General features: G+C 67.0%; 19 protein-coding genes and 1 tRNA gene. 8 read left to right on the forward strand and 12 right to left on the reverse strand.

Annotated features, from left to right (window positions below; all coding sequences use genetic code 11):
• Positions 1–19: 19 nt before the first annotated feature.
• Genes C265_RS22045 through C265_RS22055 form a run of 3 tightly spaced genes read right to left on the reverse strand, consistent with a single transcriptional unit; the run spans position 20 to position 3,369 of the window.
• A complete protein-coding gene (locus C265_RS22045) occupies positions 20–2,125 on the reverse strand; it encodes a sensor histidine kinase (RefSeq protein ID WP_010814734.1) in 2,106 nt (701 codons plus the stop codon).
• Positions 2,122–2,424 carry a PP0621 family protein gene (locus tag C265_RS22050; RefSeq protein WP_010814735.1) on the reverse strand — a complete coding sequence of 101 codons (303 nt, stop codon included), beginning with the start codon at positions 2,422–2,424 and terminating at the stop codon, positions 2,122–2,124. The genes C265_RS22045 and C265_RS22050 overlap by 4 nt, the downstream gene beginning before the upstream one ends.
• A gap of 6 nt (positions 2,425–2,430) precedes the next feature.
• The gene (locus C265_RS22055) at positions 2,431–3,369 is read right to left on the reverse strand and encodes an inner membrane protein YpjD (RefSeq protein ID WP_010814736.1); all 939 of its coding nucleotides are present in this window, start codon (positions 3,367–3,369) and stop codon (positions 2,431–2,433) included.
• A 141-nt stretch (positions 3,370–3,510) separates the two neighbouring features.
• Between C265_RS22055 and ffh the strand changes: the two genes are divergently transcribed.
• Entirely contained in the window at positions 3,511–4,905 is a 1,395-nt protein-coding gene (ffh, locus tag C265_RS22060; RefSeq protein WP_010814737.1) for a signal recognition particle protein, read from the forward strand.
• A 56-nt stretch (positions 4,906–4,961) separates the two neighbouring features.
• The gene (locus C265_RS22065) at positions 4,962–5,504 is read left to right on the forward strand and encodes a hypoxanthine-guanine phosphoribosyltransferase (RefSeq protein ID WP_011616075.1); all 543 of its coding nucleotides are present in this window, start codon (positions 4,962–4,964) and stop codon (positions 5,502–5,504) included.
• 47 nt (positions 5,505–5,551) lie between these two features.
• Here the strand turns inward: C265_RS22065 and C265_RS22070 are convergent, their stop codons facing one another.
• The 4 genes from C265_RS22070 to C265_RS22085 all read right to left on the reverse strand — a co-directional run bounded on the left by C265_RS22070 (position 5,552) and on the right by C265_RS22085 (position 9,648).
• The gene (locus tag C265_RS22070; RefSeq protein ID WP_010814739.1) at positions 5,552–6,166 is read right to left on the reverse strand and encodes a LysE family translocator; all 615 of its coding nucleotides are present in this window, start codon (positions 6,164–6,166) and stop codon (positions 5,552–5,554) included.
• A 136-nt stretch (positions 6,167–6,302) separates the two neighbouring features.
• A complete protein-coding gene (locus tag C265_RS22075; RefSeq protein WP_010814740.1) occupies positions 6,303–7,181 on the reverse strand; it encodes a 2OG-Fe(II) oxygenase in 879 nt (292 codons plus the stop codon).
• Positions 7,178–7,921 carry a lytic transglycosylase domain-containing protein gene (locus tag C265_RS22080; RefSeq protein ID WP_010814741.1) on the reverse strand — a complete coding sequence of 248 codons (744 nt, stop codon included), beginning with the start codon at positions 7,919–7,921 and terminating at the stop codon, positions 7,178–7,180. The genes C265_RS22075 and C265_RS22080 overlap by 4 nt, the downstream gene beginning before the upstream one ends.
• Positions 7,922–7,926: 5 nt before the next feature.
• Positions 7,927–9,648, reverse strand: coding sequence for a proline--tRNA ligase (locus tag C265_RS22085; RefSeq protein ID WP_010814742.1), 1,722 nt, complete (start codon positions 9,646–9,648; stop codon positions 7,927–7,929).
• A gap of 192 nt (positions 9,649–9,840) precedes the next feature.
• Here C265_RS22085 and C265_RS22090 point away from each other — a divergent pair, with 192 nt between their 5' ends.
• Together C265_RS22090 and C265_RS22095 are read left to right on the forward strand one after the other, a co-directional pair.
• Entirely contained in the window at positions 9,841–10,524 is a 684-nt protein-coding gene (locus C265_RS22090) for an RNA pyrophosphohydrolase (RefSeq protein WP_010814743.1), read from the forward strand.
• Positions 10,517–11,098 (forward strand): CNP1-like family protein, encoded by a 582-nt coding sequence (locus C265_RS22095; protein ID WP_010814744.1) that lies wholly within the window; start codon positions 10,517–10,519, stop codon positions 11,096–11,098. The genes C265_RS22090 and C265_RS22095 overlap by 8 nt, the downstream gene beginning before the upstream one ends.
• Before the next feature lie 81 nt (positions 11,099–11,179).
• Here the strand turns inward: C265_RS22095 and proB are convergent, their stop codons facing one another.
• The 4 genes from proB to rplU all read right to left on the reverse strand — a co-directional run bounded on the left by proB (position 11,180) and on the right by rplU (position 14,238).
• Positions 11,180–12,298 (reverse strand): glutamate 5-kinase, encoded by a 1,119-nt coding sequence (proB, locus tag C265_RS22100; protein WP_010814745.1) that lies wholly within the window; start codon positions 12,296–12,298, stop codon positions 11,180–11,182.
• Positions 12,299–12,395: 97 nt separating this feature from the next.
• Positions 12,396–13,493: a GTPase ObgE gene (obgE, locus tag C265_RS22105; protein WP_010814746.1), complete on the reverse strand. Its 1,098-nt coding sequence runs from the start codon at positions 13,491–13,493 to the stop codon at positions 12,396–12,398.
• 133 nt (positions 13,494–13,626) lie between these two features.
• Entirely contained in the window at positions 13,627–13,887 is a 261-nt protein-coding gene (gene rpmA / locus C265_RS22110; protein ID WP_010814747.1) for a 50S ribosomal protein L27, read from the reverse strand.
• Positions 13,888–13,926: 39 nt separating this feature from the next.
• On the reverse strand, positions 13,927–14,238 hold the full coding sequence (gene rplU, locus C265_RS22115; protein WP_006576525.1) for a 50S ribosomal protein L21: 312 nt from the start codon (positions 14,236–14,238) through the stop codon (positions 13,927–13,929).
• A gap of 530 nt (positions 14,239–14,768) precedes the next feature.
• Here rplU and ispB point away from each other — a divergent pair.
• Positions 14,769–15,698, forward strand: coding sequence for an octaprenyl diphosphate synthase (gene ispB / locus C265_RS22120; protein ID WP_010814748.1), 930 nt, complete (start codon positions 14,769–14,771; stop codon positions 15,696–15,698).
• 130 nt (positions 15,699–15,828) lie between these two features.
• Positions 15,829–15,905, forward strand: a tRNA-Pro gene (locus C265_RS22125).
• Positions 15,906–15,980: 75 nt separating this feature from the next.
• On the opposite strand, the gene C265_RS22130 is transcribed toward C265_RS22125, so the two are convergent.
• Positions 15,981–16,301, reverse strand: a complete 321-nt coding sequence (locus C265_RS22130; protein WP_010814749.1) for a helix-turn-helix domain-containing protein — start codon at positions 16,299–16,301, stop codon at positions 15,981–15,983.
• 63 nt (positions 16,302–16,364) lie between these two features.
• Here C265_RS22130 and C265_RS32585 point away from each other — a divergent pair, with 63 nt between their 5' ends.
• Both C265_RS32585 and pilB read left to right on the forward strand, forming a co-directional pair.
• Positions 16,365–16,538 carry a hypothetical protein gene (locus tag C265_RS32585; protein WP_168163322.1) on the forward strand — a complete coding sequence of 58 codons (174 nt, stop codon included), beginning with the start codon at positions 16,365–16,367 and terminating at the stop codon, positions 16,536–16,538.
• A gap of 186 nt (positions 16,539–16,724) precedes the next feature.
• Positions 16,725–18,449 carry a type IV-A pilus assembly ATPase PilB gene (gene pilB, locus C265_RS22135; RefSeq protein WP_010814750.1) on the forward strand — a complete coding sequence of 575 codons (1,725 nt, stop codon included), beginning with the start codon at positions 16,725–16,727 and terminating at the stop codon, positions 18,447–18,449.
• Positions 18,450–18,478: the final 29 nt, after the last annotated feature.

An 18,478-nucleotide genomic window follows, 5' to 3' on the forward strand; every position in this document is an offset into this window, starting at 1 on the left:
GTGGCTGGGTTGGGACAGGTCAGGCGGCGGCCGCATCGGCACTCTCGATGCGCAGCGTCAGCACGAAAGCCTTGGCCGGCAGTGTATCGCGCGCGGCGGCGGCCAGCATGCCAGTGCGCTCCAACAGCGCCGGCAAGGCGATGGCGCCGTAGCGCACCTGGGCGTCATTGGCGCCGCACAGCTCGCGCGCCATGAACAGGCCCAGCCCGGTGCCCTGGGCGTTGCTGGTGAAGAACGGTTCGAACAGGCTGCGCTGGTGCTCGCGCGCGACTTCGGCGCCGTCGTTCCAGACGATCAGCTCGGCATGGTGCTGGTCCAGCGCATGCGCCAGCAGCCGGATCGATCCCGGCAGCCGGCTGCAGTAGCGCCAGGCGTTGTCCAGCAGGTTGCCCAGCACCTGCTGCAGCTGCGAGGCGTCGAACACCACCGGCTGGGCCACGTCCACGGTCAGCCGGATGGCATTGGCGTTGATGTCGGCCCGGCCCGCCGGGCGGGTCTCGCCGGCGCGCGGGCGGCGCGAGCGCATTTCGGCGCGCCAGCGCTCGACGATCTCGGGCAGCGCCTGCGCCAGGTGCACGGTGCTGCGGCCGGTGCGCGGGCGGCGCGACATCTGCAGCACGTCTGACACCACCTGGTCCAGCCGGCGCACGTTGTCGTTGATGATGCGCAGCAGGCGGGCGTCGATATCGACATCGGCGCCGCCATGGTCCTGCGCGGCGGGATCGCGCCGGCCGGAATCGCCCAGCAGCTCGCTGGCCTGGCTGATTGCCGCCAGCGGGTTGCGGATCTGGTGCGCGATGCTGGCCACCAGCCGGCCCATGGCGGCCAGCTTTTCCTGCTGCACCTGCTCGGCGATGCGTTCCCAGCTTTCGATATGGACCAGCACGGTGTCGCGCATCTCGTTGCGCAACAGGGCCTCATCCTCCTGCGACCAGGCCATGGCCTCGTTCTGGGCGATGGCCAGGCGCAGGCGGCCGGCGGCTTCGGGCGACAGTTCGCTCCAGGCGGCGGTATCCAGCGTGGCCGGCACGGTGCGGCCATGCGCCATGGTCGAGCGCAATCCTGCCAGCCCCGGCAGCACAAAGCGCAGCCGCAGCCGGGTGTGCTGCATGGTGCCGTCGGCCAGCGCGGTGCCGGACGCCATCGGCAGCAGCTGCAGGATGCGCGGCACGTCGTCCTTGCTGTGCAGCCAGTCGCGCAGCATCTCCATCAGCGGCTGCAGGCGCGGGATGCGGCGCAGGTCGAACAGCACTGCTTCTCCGCCCTGACCTGCCGCACCACCCAGCCGGCGCGAGTAGATGCGCTCATGCGGCTGCACGCCCAGCAGCACCACCGCCGCGGGGTTGGCGGCCACCACCGCGCCGTTGGCGCGCACCAGCATCACGCCGTCCTGCATGTCGTTGACCATGAGCCGGTTGACCAGCTGCTGCAGGCGCAGCTCCTGCTCGCGCGCCAGCGCCAGGCGCTCCTGCGCGATCTGGCGGTTGGCCAGCATATACATCAGCAGCGCCGCGATCATGAACACCAGGCCGAACAGGCCCGAGCCCAGCAGCCCGGCATCGGCCTGGCGCAGCAGGATGGTGTGCATGAAGGGCCCGCTCATCACCACCAGCGCGGAGATCGACGCGGCAAACAGCGCGAACAGCAGGCTGGTCAGTGCGCCGGCTTCCAGCGCGGGCAGCAGGAAGATCATGGCCAGGCCCTCGGCCTGCCCGCCCCGCCCCAGCACGCTAAAGACCAGCGCCAGCAGGGCCAGGTCGGCCAGCACCTGCACCCGCACGCGCAGATGGAAGTGCCGGCGCCACAGCGTGCCGGCCAGCATCGCCACGGCAATGCCAAGATAGGGCACGGCGATGGTCATGGCCGCCGCGTGCTCGATGCCGCCCAGGCCCCCGAGGTCGAACGGCACGGGCGGGATCGCATTCGTGATGGCGGTGACGGAGGCCGGCTCGCCGCGCCGCATCAGCGCAAAACCGACCAGCAGCAGGCCCACGGCCACACGGGTCCAGCAGAAATAGCGCAGCAGGCGCCAGTGAAAGTCAGGCGGTTCAGGCTGGCGCCACAGCTGAGCCAGGCCGCGCCAGGCGTTCAGCCGCTGCCAGCCCGACGACGCCGGCTCTGTCATGGGCGGGGGCCGCTGCTGCTGTCGCTGCCCTCGGCCCGGCTTTCGTCAGGCAGGTGGCTGCGGCGGCAGTAGTGCAGGCCGCGCCAGGCAATGGCCTCGCCCTGCGGCAGGTGCACGCCGCACTGGGCGCACTGGACCATGGGTTCGGCGGTGGCGTCGGCCGGGCCGGCGGCGGCAGTGCGCTCGCTGGCCTCGCGGGCCTGGCGTGCGCGGTGTTCAGCCAGCCGCGCCTCGGCGCGGGCGCGCAGCCACCAGATGACGCCCAGCACCACGGCCAGCAGGATCAGGATACGTGCCATGGGGAATCAGAGGCGATGCAGGACGACTTCAATCACGAAACGGCTGCCGACATAGGCCAGCAGCAGGATGCCGAACGAGGCGATGACCCAGCGCAGCGCCACCTTGCCGCGCCAGCCGCGGAAGATGCGCCCGGCCAGGATGCCGCCGAACATGGCCCACGAGATCAGCGCGAACACCGTCTTGTGGTCCAGCCGGAAGGCGCGGCCGAACAGGTCTTCAGAGAACAGCAGGCCCGAGCCGATGGTCAGCGTCAGCAGCACAAAGCCGGCGCCAATCAGCCGGAACAGCAGCTTCTCCAGCGTCAGCAGCGGCGGCAGCAGGTCCAGCCAGCGGCCCAGCCATTCGCTGGGTTGCTGCTCCGGCGGCCGCGCCGGCGCGTGCCGGAAGCCATGCAGGCGCCGTTCGGCCAGCAGCATCAGGAAGGCGTGGAACGCCGCCAGCGTGAACAGCCCGTAGGCCACGTTGGCGATGATGAAATGCAGCTTGAACAGCGGCCGCGCCGCGTAGCCCAGGATCTGCGAGCCGGGGAAGGCCAGCGGCATCAGGCTGGCCACCAGCGCCACCGGGATCACGATCAGGCCCAGGCCCGCCAGCGAGAAGAAGAAGCTTTCGATCCAGTAGATGCCCACGCCCAGCCACAGCATGGCCGACAGTGCGAAGGCAAAGCCGAACATCATGCGCTCGGCCGGGAAGATGGTTTCATGCAGCAGCATGCCGTGGCTGGCCAGCGCCGCCAGCATCAGCACGTGCCACCAGGCCGGGCGCCCTTCGCCGTGCGCGCCGCCCGCCGGGGGGATGGGGCCGCCGCCGGCCACCAGCACGGCCGAGGTCGCCCCCCCTGCCGGGCCGGCAGCGGTGGCAAGGCGTGGGTGGCGCGTGGCCCAGCCGTGAAAGGCCAGGCCGCAATAGAGAAGTGCCGTCAGGGCATACAGTACAATGACCATTTACGCAGTTTACCTTAGTGCCCACGGACGGTGGCGGCCCGCTTGAACCGGTGTAACCGGTGTTCCAGGCCCGCCCCGTGTGCAAGACTGCCTCCGATTTCAGCCCCGAGCCCTGCTCCGACTTCTCCCCCGATTCCTGCCATGCTGGACAATCTCACTCAACGCCTGGCGCGTGTGGTCAAGACCATGCGCGGCGAGGCGCGCCTGACCGAGGCCAACACCGCCGAGATGCTGCGCGAAGTGCGCCTTGCCATGCTCGAAGCTGACGTGGCGCTGCCGGTCGTGCGCGAATTCGTTGCCCGCGTGAAGGAAAAGGCCATGGGCGAGGAGGTTGTCAGCAGCCTCACCCCGGGCCAGGCCCTGGTCGGCGTGGTCCAGCGCGAGCTGACCGCCGTGATCGGCGGCGCCGACGCGGCCAGCGGCAACAACAAGGAAGCCGAGCTGAACCTGGCCGTGCAGCCGCCCGCCATCATCCTGATGGCCGGCCTGCAGGGCGCCGGCAAGACCACCACCGTGGGCAAGCTGGCCAAGTGGCTCAAGGAAAACAAAAAGAAGAAGGTGCTGACGGTCTCGTGCGACGTCTACCGCCCCGCCGCTATCGCCCAGCTCAAGACCGTTTCCGAGCAAGTCGGCGCTGACTTCTTCCCGTCGCAGCCGGACCAGAAGCCGGCGGACATCGCCCGCGCGGCGGTGGACTGGGCGCGCAAGCACTACCACGACGTGCTGATCGTCGACACGGCCGGCCGGCTCGGTATCGACGAGCTGATGATGCAGGAAATCGCCGCCCTGCACGCCGAGCTGAAGCCCGCCGAAACCCTGTTCGTGGTCGACGCCATGCTGGGCCAGGACGCGGTCAACACCGCCAAGGCCTTCAACGACACCCTGCCGCTGACAGGCGTGGTGCTGACCAAGCTGGACGGCGACGCGCGCGGCGGCGCGGCGCTGTCGGTGCGCCATATCACCGGCCGCCCGATCAAGTTTGTCGGCGTCGGCGAAAAGCTGGACGGCCTGGAGCCCTTCTACCCCGACCGCATGGCCCAGCGCATCCTGGGCATGGGCGACATCCTCGCGCTGGTCGAGGAAGCCCAGCGCGGCGTGGACATGGAAGCGGCCGAGAAGCTGGCCAAGAAGATCAAGAAGACCGGTGACTTCGACCTGGAAGACTTCAAGGCCCAGATCGGCCAGATGAAGAAGATGGGCGGCCTGGGCAGCCTGGTCGACAAGCTGCCGGCGCAGTTCGCCCAGCAGGCGCAGGGCGCCAACATGGACCAGGCCGAGAAGCAGGTGGCCCGCATGGAAGGCATCATCAACAGCATGACGCCCACCGAGCGCGCCAAGCCCGAGCTGATCAAGGCCAGCCGCAAGCGCCGCATTGCCGCGGGCGCCGGCGTGCCGGTGCAGGAAGTGAACCGCCTGCTCAACCAGTTCGACCAGATGCAGTCCATGATGAAAAAGCTCAAGGGCGGCGGCATGATGAAGATGATGCGCCAGATGGGCGCGATGAAGGGCGGCATGAAGGGCCTCTTCAACCGCTAGAATCCGTCCGTCGCACCCCGACTTGCCTCCCCCCGCAAAAGAACAGGAAAGACATCATGATGAGTGCCGTACAGGCCCGCGAGCTGTGGGCCAACTCCGAGGAAATCGTCTCCGCCGCGGAAGTCCAGGCGTCGCTGGACCGCATGGCCGCGGAAATCACCGCCAAGATGGGCGATGCCTTCCCGCTGGTGCTGTCGGTGATGGGCGGCGCGGTGGTCTTCACCGGCATGCTGCTGCCCAAGCTGGCCTTCCCGCTGGAGTTCGACTACATCCACCTCTCGCGCTACAACAACAAGACCGTGGGCGGCGAGATGCAGTGGCGCGTGGCCCCGCGCGAGTCGGTCAAGGACCGCGTGGTGCTGGTGCTGGACGACATCCTGGATGAAGGCGAGACCATGGCCGCGATCCGCGAGCGCATCATGGACATGGGCGCCAAGGAATTCCACGCCGCGGTGCTGTGCGAGAAGACGCTGACCAAGATCAAGCCCATGCATCCGGACTTCTGCGGCTTTGCCGTGCCGGACCGCTATGTCTTTGGGTGCGGCATGGACGCCAAGGGCTACTGGCGCAACCTGGACTCGATCCGCGCGCTGGTTTGATCAGTTGAATACAGGCACCCGCCCGGGTGCCTGCCCCGGCGCCATCCTCAGGCGCCCAGGATCGGCCACAGCGAGGCCAGCAGCAGCACGGCCATGCCGATATTGAAGGCGCGCAGCACCCGCGGACGCGCCAGCCAGCGCCGCAGCGCCGAGCCGCACAGTGCCCACATCGCCACGCTGGGCAGGTTCACCACCCCGAAGATCCCCGCCAGCAGCAGCACGTTGAGCCACAGGTTGCCGTGCAGCACATAGGTGCTGCACGCACCCACCGCCATCACCCACGCCTTGGGATTGACCCACTGGAACGCCGCCGCGGCCCAGAAGCCCATCGGCCGCTTGACCTGCTGGTCCTGCACGCCGCCGGCCGTGGCCAGCTTCCACGCCAGCCATATCAGGTAGACCGTCGCCACCACGCGCAGCACCTGCCAGGTCCACGGGAAGGCGTGGAACATCGATCCCAGCCCCAGCCCGACCAGCCCCACCATCAGCGCAAAGCCAATGCTGACGCCGAGCAGGTGCGGCACCGTGCGCACGAAGCCGAAGTTCACGCCCGAGGCGAGCAGCATCGTGTTGTTGGGACCGGGGGTGATCGACGACACCAGCGCAAAGCCGGCAAACGCGGCAAAAACACCGGTTCCGGCGGCGAGTTGGGACACTTCCATGACTGACTCCAGGACGTTCAGGGAAATCAGTCTACGGTCAGTTAGCGGTACAGTACCGGTACAATTTTTGGAATTAATGCCGATACGGCGCCGGGCACTGGATCAGTACCGCGCAGTGCGCTCCTGCGAAACACAATCAGGCGTCGCTGCGGTACGGCCGTTCGCGCAGCCATTTGGTGGCGATCCACTTCTCGCCGGATGCCACCGGCAGGCCCGCGTGCAGGGTGCGTTCGTCCAGCGTGCCGTCGGGCAGCAGGTAGCTGAAGTACACCGCGTTGCCCTTGACCGGCGCCACCTCCAGCCCCACGCGCGGGAACGCGGTGGCGCCGCCCGCCTCGGGCGTGTTCAGGTAGATCACCAGGGTGGCGATGCGCTGCCCGCCGACGGACAGCTGGCGCGCCTCGCCGGGGCGCTGCGGGTTGAAGTAGTCGAAGTGCGGCTGGTACTCGCCGCCGGGCTTGTAGTTGAGGATCTGCAGGCCTTCGCCGTGCTCGGCGGGCACGCCGGTGACGGCGGCGATGCGCGCCTCGATGCGCGCGATCAGGGCGTGCTCGGCCACCTGGAACATCGCGCCCATGCTGGTGCGGGCATCGATCAGGTTCTCGTCGCCGGTGTCCGGGTTGACCACCGGCGAGCGCGCCAGGCGGCCGCGCGACAGCGCCACCAGGGCATCGCACTCGTCGTCGGTCAGCAGTTGCTGGAACAGCTGGACCTGCGGCGACGCGAGCCGGAACAGGATCGGCACCTGGCGGTCGCCGCCATCGGCCGCGTAGAGCGCGGGCGGGCCGGCGGTGGCGGCAGGGCGGGCCGGCGCGGCGCCATCGGCGCCTTGTGCGAAGGCCGCGGCCACGGCCCGGCGCGCAAAGGCGTCGTCATAGCCCGAGCGCAGCATCGACAACACCAGCGCATCGGCGGCAAAGCCCTGGGCGATATGCCGGGCCAGCCATTGTTCAAGTTCGGGCGAGGATTCGGTGTAGCCGGTCTTGCCGCCGGCAACGGATGCTTCGCGGATCATGACGGATTGGCGGCGACGCGCTGCGACGAGAACGGGTTGCGGGCAGGCGGCTCGGACACCGGTGCGCGCGGGCGCGACGGCGCGATCTCGGGCTCGCCGGCCACGGTGACCGTGGCTTCGGAATACTGCCAGCGCTTCCACGCCGCCAGCACCGCGTTCGGATATTCGGGGCGGCCGCGGCTGCCGTTGTAGCGGCCCAGCGCCAGGTACAGGTCGCCCTGCTCGCGGTCCAGGTAGTAGCGCAGGATGGTGCAGCCGTAACGCAGGTTGCTCTGCAGGTGAAACAGCTTGCGCGGGTCGCTGTCGCCGATGGCGCGCACCCAGAACGGCATCACCTGCATCAGCCCGCGCGCACCGGCCGAGCTGATCGCGTACTTGCGGAAGTTGCTCTCGACCTGGACCAGGCCCAGCACCAGCGCGGGCTCCAGCCCGGCGCGCTTGGCCTCGTAGTAGGCCACCTCGATCAGTTCCACGCGCACCTGCGGCTCGGGGATGCGCGAGGCCAGGCGGGCGGACATCTCGCCCAGCCATTTCAGGTAGGCCAGGCGCTCGCCGCCGGACGCGAATACCGGCCGCGTGGGCCGGTCATCGGCAATGGCGGCGGCCAGTGCGCCGCGCACGGAATCGGCGAGGTCTTCTTCCTTCTGCGCGCCGGCGTGGGCTGCCATGGCCGCGACGGCCAGCAGCAGCCCGCCCGCGCAGCGGCGGGCGGCACCGGTCATGCCGCGGGCGGCGCGCATGGGGCTCAGTTCGCCAGCTGGCTGCGCACGTGGCCGACCACGTCGGCCACGCTGACGGCGGTGGCCTGCGCGTCGCGCCGGCCCTGGTACTCGACCTTGCCTTCCTTCAGGCCGCGGTCGCCCACCACCACGCGGTGCGGCACGCCGATCAGCTCCCAGTCGGCAAACATCACGCCCGGGCGCTCGCCGCGGTCGTCCAGGATGACGTCCACGCCGGCGGCCAGCAGCTCGGCATGGATGCGGTCGGCCTCGGCCTTGACGGCTTCGGAGCGGTCGTAGCCCACCGGGCAGATCACCACCGCGAACGGCGCGATCGCGGCCGGCCAGATGATGCCGCGCTCATCGAAGTTCTGCTCGATCGCCGCGCCCAGGATACGGGTGACGCCGATGCCGTAGCAGCCCATCTGCATCGGCTGGGTCTTGCCGTTCTCATCCAGGAAGGTGGCGTTCATCGATTCCGAGTAACGCGTGCCCAGCATGAACACGTGGCCCACCTCGATGCCGCGGCAGATTTCCAGCGTGCCCTGGCCGTCCGGCGAGGCGTCGCCGGCGACCACGTTGCGCAGGTCGGCCACGACCGGCTCGGGCAGGTCGCGGCCCCAGTTGACGCCGGTGTAGTGGTAGTCGCGGTAGTTGGCGCCGCAGACGAAATCGCTCATGTTGGCGACGGTGCGGTCGGCCACCACCTTGACCGGCTTCTTCGCACCGATCGGGCCCAGGTAGCCCGGCGGCGAGCCGAAGGCGTCGACGATCTCGTTCTCGGTGGCAAAGCGGAAGTCGGCCAGGCCCGGCACCTTGGACGCCTTGACCTCGTTCAGCTCATGGTCGCCGCGGATCAGCAGCAGCCAGATCTCGGCGCCGGCCTCGGTGTCCTTGGCCAGCACGATCGACTTGACGGTGCGCTGCAGCGGGATGCCCAGGAACTCGGCCACGTGCTCGCACTTGGCCTTTTCCGGGGTGGCGGTCTTGACCAGGTCTTCGGCCGGCGCGGCGCGGCTGGCCAGCAGGGGCAGCGCCTCGGCGGCCTCCATGTTGGCGGCGTAGTCCGAGGTCGGGCAGTAGACGATGGCGTCTTCGCCGGTGTCGGCGATCACATGGAACTCATGCGAGCCCGAGCCGCCGATGGCGCCGTTGTCGGCCGCCACGGCGCGGAATTCCAGGCCAAAGCGGCGGAAGATGCGCACGTAGGCGTCGTACATGTTCTCGTAGGACGTGCGCAGGCCGTCCGTGTCGCGGTCGAAGGAATAGGCATCCTTCATGGTGAACTCGCGCCCCCGCATGATGCCGAAGCGCGGCCGGCGCTCGTCGCGGAACTTGGTCTGGATCTGGTAGAAATTGACCGGCAGCTGCTTGTAGCTGCGGATTTCCGAGCGGGCGATGTCGGTCACCACCTCTTCCGAGGTCGGCTGGACCGCGAAATCGCGCTCATGGCGGTCCTTCAGGCGCAGCAGCTCGGGGCCCATCTTGTCCCAGCGGCCGGTTTCCTGCCACAGCTCGGCCGGCTGGATCACCGGCATGGACAGCTCCACCGCGCCGGCGCGGTTCATTTCCTCGCGCACGATGTTCTCCACCTTGCGGATCACGCGCAGCCCGATCGGCATGTAGTTGTAGATGCCGGCGCCCAGCTTCTTGATCATGCCGGCGCGCATCATCAGCTTGTGCGAAACGATTTCCGCGTCGGCGGGCGCTTCCTTGAGGGTGGAAATGAAGAATTGCGAGGCTTTCATCCGTAATTTCTCTCTGGGCCGCCGGGCTCGGGAAAACCCGTCCCGGCAAAATCCGGGGGCCGGCGGCACTGAATTGTGGGCACGCGCCTGAAACTGCCCTTCCGCTCGGGGAAAACCAGCATCCCCCGGTCCGGGCCCGGCTGCGCGCTTCCTTTATAATCAGCGTAATTCTAAAGGATTCGAGGTGCAGTCATGCTCGATCGTGAAGGCTTTCGCCCGAACGTCGGCATCATCCTCCTCAACGCACGAAACGAGGTTTTCTGGGGCAAGCGAATCGGCGAACACTCCTGGCAGTTCCCGCAAGGTGGCATCAAGTACGGCGAAACGCCTGAACAGGCCATGTACCGTGAACTGCATGAGGAAATCGGCCTGCTTCCGGAGCACGTCAGGATCGTCGGTCGCACGCGCGACTGGCTGCGTTACGAGGTGCCGGACAAGTTCATCCGCCGCGAGATCCGCGGCCACTACAAGGGCCAGAAACAAATCTGGTTCCTGCTGCGCATGGCCGGCAGGGACTGTGATATCCATCTGCGTGCCACCGAGCACCCTGAATTCGACGCCTGGCGTTGGAGTCATTACTGGGTGCCGCTGGAGGCGGTGATCGAGTTCAAGCGCGATGTCTACCAGCTGGCGCTGACGGAGTTGTCACGCTTCCTGAACCGGCACGCGCGTGTGCCGCTGAGTCCCTATGGCACACACGGCACGCACGGCCCCCACGGCATGCATGGCCGGCATGGCGGGCCGCGCAGCCAGGCGCTCAGCCGCGCCCAGCAGGCGCAGCAGGCCGACGCCGACTGCAATGCCGAGGCCGCGCACGCGACCGAGCACGATTCACCGGCAACGCCGGTTTCCACCTCACGGAGCACTGATGACTAGTTTCACCGGCCTGGGCCGCCGCCGCGGCCTGACCGCTGCCGGCATGCTGATTGCCGCGGCCAGCCTTGCGCTGGCCGGCTGCAAGACCACCGGCAAGGAGATGGCGGAGGAAGAAAGCACCTGGCTCAACCCGTTCGCGCCCAAGACCTTTGATGAGGCCAAGGCGATGCTGCCGGCACCGCCTCAGGACGCCAACCTGATCCCGTTCTCGGTGTCGGGCACCGGCTCGCTGTCATTCGCGGTGGACGGCAAGTCGGTCTCGGTCGGCAAGGACAACGTGGTGCGCTACACGGTCGTCACCACCAGCCAGAGCGGCGCACGCAACGTGACCTTCGAAGGCCTGCGCTGCGATGCGTTCGAGCGCAAGCTCTACGCCACGCTGCCCAAGGGCGCCACCGAGTGGGTGCCCAACAGCAGCGACTACGGCGAGACCTGGCACCGCATGGAGACTGGCGTGCGCAATGCCTATGCCGCCACGCTGGCGATCGATTTCTTCTGCGAGGGCCGTACCGTGGCCGGCACCGCCGACGCCATGGTGCGCGACCTGCAATCGCGAGCGCCGCGCAAGCGCTGAAGCGCGCGGCGTCGACATAAAAAAACGGCGGGACTGCCTGGCAGCCCCGCCGTTTTTGTTTGCGCCCGGCCTGTACGCCCGTCAGACCAGCACCAGGTTGTCGCGATGGATCAGTTCGGGCTCGTTCAGGTGCCCCAGCACGGACTCGATCTCGGATGAGGGCTTGCGCGCGATCAGCCGCGCCTCGGCGCTGGAATAGTTGGTGATGCCGCGCGCCACCTCCTTGCCCTGCGCGTCGACGCACGCGATCACCTCGCCGCGGGCGAACTCGCCCTGCACTTCCGTCACGCCGATCGGCAACAGCGACTTGCCGCCGCTGGTGAGCTTCTCGACCGCGCCGTTGTCGATCACGACCCGGCCGCGCAGCTGCAGGTGGTCGGCCATCCATTGCTTGCGCGCCGTGAGCCGCCCGGTCGGCGCCAGCAGCTGGGTGCCGATGGCCTCGCCCGCGGCCAGGCGCTCCAGCACGTTGGCCTCGCGCCCGGAGGCGATGGTGGTATGGGCGCCGGACTTGGCTGCGCGCTTGGCCGCCAGGATCTTGGTCAGCATGCCGCCGCGCCCGATCGACGTGCCGGCGCCGCCGGCCATGGCCTCCAGCTCGGGGGTGCCGGCCAGGGCCTCGTCCACGAACTGCGCGGCCGGGTCCTTGCGCGGGTCGGCGGTGTACAGGCCGCGCTGGTCGGTCAGGATCACCAGCGCGTCGCCTTCGATCAGGTTGGTCACCAGCGCGCCCAGCGTGTCGTTGTCGCCGAACTTGATTTCGTCGGTGACCACGGTGTCGTTCTCGTTGATGATCGGCACCACGCCCAGGGACAGCAGCGTGAGCAGGGTCGAGCGGGCGTTGAGGTAGCGTTCGCGGTCGGCCAGGTCGGCGTGGGTCAGCAGCACCTGCGCGGTGCGGATGCCGTAGCGGCCGAACTGGCTTTCATAGACCTGTGCCAGGCCCATCTGGCCGACGGCGGCGGCGGCCTGCAGCTCATGGATTTCCTTCGGGCGGCGCACCCAGCCCAGGCGCTGCATGCCTTCGGCGATGGCGCCGGAGCTGACCAGCACCACTTCCTTGCCGGCCACGCGCAGCTTGGCGATCTGGGCCGCCCAGCGGGCGATGGCGTCGTGGTCCAGCCCCTTGCCGTCGTTGGTGACCAGGCTGGAGCCGACTTTGACGACGATGCGCTTTGCCTGCGCGATGACCGATTGCATGACGGGAATCCTGTCTCCCGGGCAGCCGGCGGCGGGCGCCGCGCCCGAATTGTCCGTGGGTATTCTTCTGTGGTGGGGCGCCAGCGGCGGCCCCGGCTTATGCCTCGCCCTGCCCCTGGTCGACGTTGTGCAGGCGCTCGTCCAGCCGGATGTCCGGCTCGGCCAGCGCCGCGGCTTCTTCGGCCTTGATCGCCTGCAGGTGGTCCTTGATCGCGTAGATCAGCTCGCGGCAGCCTTCGCCGGTCAGCGCCGAAATCTGGAACACCGGCCCCTTCCACTTGTAGCGCTTGATGAAATCCTTCACGCGGGCCGCGCGCTCGTCCTCGGGAACCACGTCGAGCTTGTTCAGCACCAGCCAGCGCGGCTTGTCGTACAGGGTTTCGTCGTACTTCTTCAGCTCGTTGACGATGGCCTTGGCCTCGGCCACCGGGTCGACTGCCTCGTCAAACGGCGCCAGGTCGACAATATGCAGCAGCAGGCCGGTGCGCTGCAGGTGGCGCAGGAACTGGTGACCCAGGCCCGCGCCTTCGGCGGCGCCTTCGATCAGGCCGGGAATGTCGGCGACCACGAACGATTGCTCGTGGTCCACGCGCACCACGCCCAGGTTCGGGTGCAGGGTAGTGAACGGATAGTCCGCCACCTTCGGGCGCGCGTTGGAGATATGCGAGATAAAGGTCGACTTGCCGGCGTTGGGCATGCCCAGCAGGCCGACGTCGGCCAGCACCTTGAGCTCGAGCTTGAGCATGCGGCGCTCGCCCGGCTTGCCGTCCACCTGCTGGCGCGGCGCGCGGTTGGTACTGGACTTGAAATGCAGGTTGCCCCAGCCGCCCATGCCGCCTTCGGCCAGGCACACGCGCTGGCCGTGCTCGGTCAGGTCGGCGATGACTTCGCCGGTGTCCATGTCGGTGATCAGCGTGCCCACCGGCATGCGCAGCGTGATGTCCTCACCCGCCGCGCCGTAGCAGTCGGAGCCGCGGCCGTTCTCGCCGTTGCGGGCAACGTGCTTCCTGGCGTAGCGGAAGTCGATCAGCGTATTGATATTGCGGTCCGCCACGGCGAACACGCTGCCGCCGCGGCCGCCATCGCCACCATCCGGGCCGCCGAAGGGCACAAACTTCTCGCGCCGGAACGAGGCGCTGCCATTGCCGCCGTTGCCGGCGATGGCTTCGATTCGGGCTTCGTCTATGAACTTCATGATGATGGGTTTCCGTGATGGATCGGCGGATCAGCGGCTGGAAGCCTCCGACCGGGCTGGCGAACTGACATTGTCGCCAGAAAAGAAAAGGCCCCGCAAGCGTTGCGGGGCCTTCATCCTGCAAAGGCTGTTATCAGGCCGCCGGAACGACGCTGACTTGCTGCTTCTTGGCAGGGCCCTTGACGGCGAACTGCACGTGGCCGTCCACCAGGGCAAACAGCGTGTGGTCCTTGCCCACGCCGACGTTGTCGCCGGCATGCACGCGGGTACCGCGTTGGCGGATGATGATGCCGCCGGCGTTGATGGCCTGGCCACCAAACACCTTCACGCCCAGACGCTTCGATTCGGAATCACGGCCGTTCCGCGTGGAACCGCCGCCTTTTTTCTGTGCCATGTCTTACTCCTGTCGCTTTACCTGGTTACGCTCGATCGATCAGGCAACGATCGCTTCGATGCGCAGTTCGGTGTAATTCTGACGATGGCCCTGACGCTTCTGGTAGTGCTTGCGACGGCGCATCTTGAAGATCTTCACTTTGTCGTGACGACCTTGGGAGATAACGGTAGCCTTGACGGAAGCCCCGCTAACCAGCGGCGTACCAAACTTGATTTGGTCGCCGGCGCCCACTGCGAGCACCTGGTCGAGCGTGATTTCTGCGCCAATGTCTGCCGGTATCTGTTCTACTTTCAGTTTTTCGCCAGCAGCAACCTTGTATTGCTTGCCGCCGGTTTTTACGACCGCGTACATTGTCGAACCTCTCGGATGTGAATAAAACGCCGTATGCCGGCACTGGCGCACCCTGCGCGGCCGGTCAATTGCACGGCCTGGCGCCTGGGCGGGCTCAATGCGGCCCGGTTATCTCCCGCCGGTCAGAACCCGCAAAGCGAGCGCAGCTACCGGAGGAAACCGGGAATTATAAATGAGATCCGGGAAAAGGGCAAAGAAAACAGGCACATAGCCTGTGTGCGGCGGCATCGCCACAATGCAACCGCGCCCTGGCTCAGGTCAGGTCGGCGAGCAGGAATCCCGCCAGTGCCGCAAACGCCACCCAAAGGGCGGTGCGGCGCAGGTGGCGACGAGGCACGGGCTTGTTCATGGCTGCATTATAGTTGCGCGCCTTGCGAACACCCTGAGCGCATACCCTGAGCGCGAATCTTTAGAAGCGCGCCATACGTGGAACGCCACGCGCATCGCATATAATCGTCCGGTTTTGCGTAACGGTGATCATCTTGTCCCAGCCTTCCGCCACTGCCTTGCTTGCCCCGGTCGCTGCAGACATGCGCGCGGTCGATGCTGTTATCCGCCAGCGGCTGTCTTCTGAAGTCCCCCTGATCGAGCAGATCGGCGAATACATCATCGGTGCCGGCGGCAAGCGCCTGCGCCCGGTGATCCTGCTGCTGACAGCGCGCGCGATGGGCTACGACGGCAACCGCCACCATGAGCTGGCCGCCGTGGTGGAGTTCATCCACACCGCCACCCTGCTGCACGACGACGTGGTCGACGAGTCCGAGCTGCGGCGCGGGCGCGATACCGCCAATGCCGTGTTCGGCAACGCCGCCAGCGTGCTGGTGGGCGACTTCCTCTATTCGCGCGCGTTCCAGATGATGGTCGATGCCGGCAGCATGCGCATCATGGAGATCCTGTCCAACGCGACCAACGTGATCGCCGAGGGCGAGGTCCTGCAGCTGCTGAACATGCACGACCCCGACGTCACCGTCGAGCGCTACCTGCAGGTGATCCGCTACAAGACCGCCAAGCTGTTCGAGGCCGCCGCGCAACTCGGCGCCGTGCTGGCCGGCGCCGACGCCCAGATGGAAGAAGCCGCGGCTGAATACGGCCGCCGCATCGGCACCGCCTTCCAGCTGATCGACGACATGCTGGACTACACCGCCAGCGCCGAGCAGATGGGCAAGAACGCCGGCGACGACCTGCGCGAAGGCAAGCCCACCCTGCCCCTGCTGCACCTGCTGGAACACGGCACGCCCGAACAGCGCCAGTTGGCGCGCGACGCCATCGTGCGAGGTGGCACCGAGCATTTCGATGCCGTGTTTGCCGCGATCCACGCCAGTGGCGCGCTGGACGTCACCTTCGAAGCCGCGCGGCGCGAGGCTGAAGCCGCCGAACAGGCGGCACGGCAGTTCCCGCCGTCGGAACTGAAGGAAACCCTGATCCAGCTCTGCGCGTTCTCATTGCAACGGCAGTCCTGACGCAACCGCGGGGAAGGCAGCGGAAGCGGGCAGAACGGCGATTTTCCTCGCCCTCTTCCATTCCCCAAAAAACGCTGCTAAACTTACCTTCTTTGCTGCAGACGGTCAGACGTTTGCCAGCAAACCAAATCGGGGTGTAGCTTAGCCTGGTAGAGCGCTACGTTCGGGACGTAGAGGCCGGAGGTTCGAATCCTCTCACCCCGACCAGATTTAAAAGGCCGGATCAACGTCAGTTGGTTCGGCCTTTTGTCTTTCTGCCCCCCTCCCCGATCCTCCGGCAACTCATCCCTTGATCGCCTTGCGCTGACGCTTGAATGCCTTCAGGTCGGCCGCGGAAAACAGCTGGCTACGACCCACTACCGCATGGGGCGCGAGCTTGCCGTCGCGCACCAGCCGCCGGAAGGTGGCAATTGAAACTTCGAGGTATTCGGCCGCCTCCGCGGCGGTGAAATCTGCTTCCGCGAGGTGGCCAAAGACTTCCTCGTGCGAGAAGTCCTCGTCCTTGAAAGCCTGCTCGCCCACCAGCGTGAAAAACTTGATGCGCTCCTGCGCGGGCATCTTGCTGACGGCCTTCATCAGGTCTTCTGCGGTCATGATGATCATCCCTTTCTCTCTTCATCCTCGATCGCCAGGTACAGCGGCTTGTGCGCCTTCTTGACGAACTGCATGAAGGGCTTCCTGCAAATTGGCGTCACGCAGTGTTATGCACGCACTTTTGATTCTATATCGGATCAAAAAAGGCGTGGCGTCTCCCGTTGGGAAAAGGCCAAGGCAAACATGGGCGGGGACAGGGATTCCTCTCAAAAGGGCACCTATCCCGCGCGCAAGGAAGCTGCCTGAAACGCCGCTTCTTCCCCGCGCAAGTAGGGTTGCGCCCGTGTCGCGCAAACGCCAACACCGCGCCCGCGCCGGCTTTACAAAAAGTGACCCCGGCGGCAAACTGCCCCGATCCGGGGACGTGGGTCCGTCCGCCCCCGCCTGCGTGGCATCCGCCACCGCCTAACCGCACCGCACAGCGCACCTGCCATGACACTCGGTCTTGCCCTGGCCCAGAGCCGGCGTATCGCGCCCGCCCTGCTTGCTCAGCTGGAGCAGGCCGCGCGTGAAAAGCAGTCGCAGCTGATCGACGAGATCGTCGGCAGCGGCACCATGAGCGCGCACGACCTGGCGCTGTTTGCCGCGGACAAATACCAGCTGCCGCTGCTGGACCTGGCCCAGTACAACCTGAACAAGGTGCCGCCGGCACTGGCCGGCAACCGTGAATTCCACGCGCACCGGCTGCTGCCGCTGGGCCGGCGCGAGAACCGGCTGGTGCTGGCGATGTCCGACCCGTCCAACCAGGCCGGGCTGGATGCGATCAAGGAAAAGTACAAGCTGCCGGTCGAAGCGGTGGTGGTCGAGCACGACAAGCTGATGAAGCACGTGCGCTCCGCCGGTGAGGCCCTGGGCACGCTGAAGAACATCTCGCCGGTGCAGGCCGAGCGCAAGATGATCGAATACGATCCGGTGGCCGCGGCCGGCAACCAGCGCAACCGCACCACCGCCGACAATATCGACGACGCCCCGGTGGTGCGCTTCCTGCAGAAGCTGCTGACCGAGGCCTTCCATCGCGGCGCGTCCGACCTGCACTTCGAGCCGTTCGAGACTTTCTACCGCGTCCGCTTCCGCGTGGACGGGGTGCTGCAGGAGGTCGCGCGCCCACCGCTGGATATCCGCGACAAGATCGCCACCCGCATCAAGGTGCTGTCGCGCCTGGATATTTCTGAAAAGCGCGTGCCGCAGGACGGCCGCATGAAGCTGCTGATTGCCCTGCCCAAGGACAAGGACGCCAAGGAGACGGTCGAGCGGGCAGTGGATTTCCGCGTGTCGACGCTGCCGACGCTGTTCGGCGAGAAGATCGTGATGCGGATCCTGGAATCTTCGTCCGACAAGCTCGACATCGACCAGCTCGGCTATGAGCCCGAGCAGAAGGCGCTGCTGCTGGACGTGATCAAGCGCCCCTATGGCATGGTGCTGGTGACCGGCCCCACCGGCAGCGGCAAGACGGTGTCGCTGTACACCTTCCTGAACCTGCTGAACCAGGGCGACATCAATATCTCCACCGCGGAAGACCCGGCCGAAATCCAGCTGCCCGGCATCAACCAGGTCAACGTCAACGACAAGGCGGGCCTGACCTTTGCCGCGGCCCTGCGTTCGTTCCTGCGGCAGGATCCGGACATCATCATGGTCGGCGAAATCCGCGACCTGGAAACCGCCGACATCTCGATCAAGGCCGCGCAGACCGGCCACCTGGTGTTGTCGACGCTGCACACCAACGATGCGCCGACCACGCTGACGCGGTTGATGAACATGGGCGTGGCGGCCTTCAATATTGCCTCGAGCGTGCTGATGATCACCGCGCAGCGGCTGGCGCGGCGGCTGTGCACCTGCAAGCGCGAGGGCGAGATCCCGCGCGAGGCGCTGCTGGAGGCGGGCTTCCGCGAACAAGACCTGGACGGCAGCTGGCAGCCCTACCACCCGGTCGGCTGCGAGCGCTGCAACGGCACCGGCTACAAGGGCCGCTGCGGCATCTACCAGGTCATGCCGATCACCGAGGCCATGCAGGAGATCATCCTGACGCATGGAACGGCATTGCAGATCGCCGAGCAGGCGCGCAAGGACGGCGTGCTATCGTTGCGCGAAGCGGGGCTGCTGAAGGTGAGGCAGGGCGTCACGTCACTCGAAGAAGTGCTGGCGACTACGAATACTTAGGGAAGCAGGACAAACGTAAATACAAGACG

It is taken from the genome of Cupriavidus sp. GA3-3 (genome assembly GCF_000389805.1).
GTDB lineage: Bacteria > Pseudomonadota > Gammaproteobacteria > Burkholderiales > Burkholderiaceae > Cupriavidus > Cupriavidus necator_D.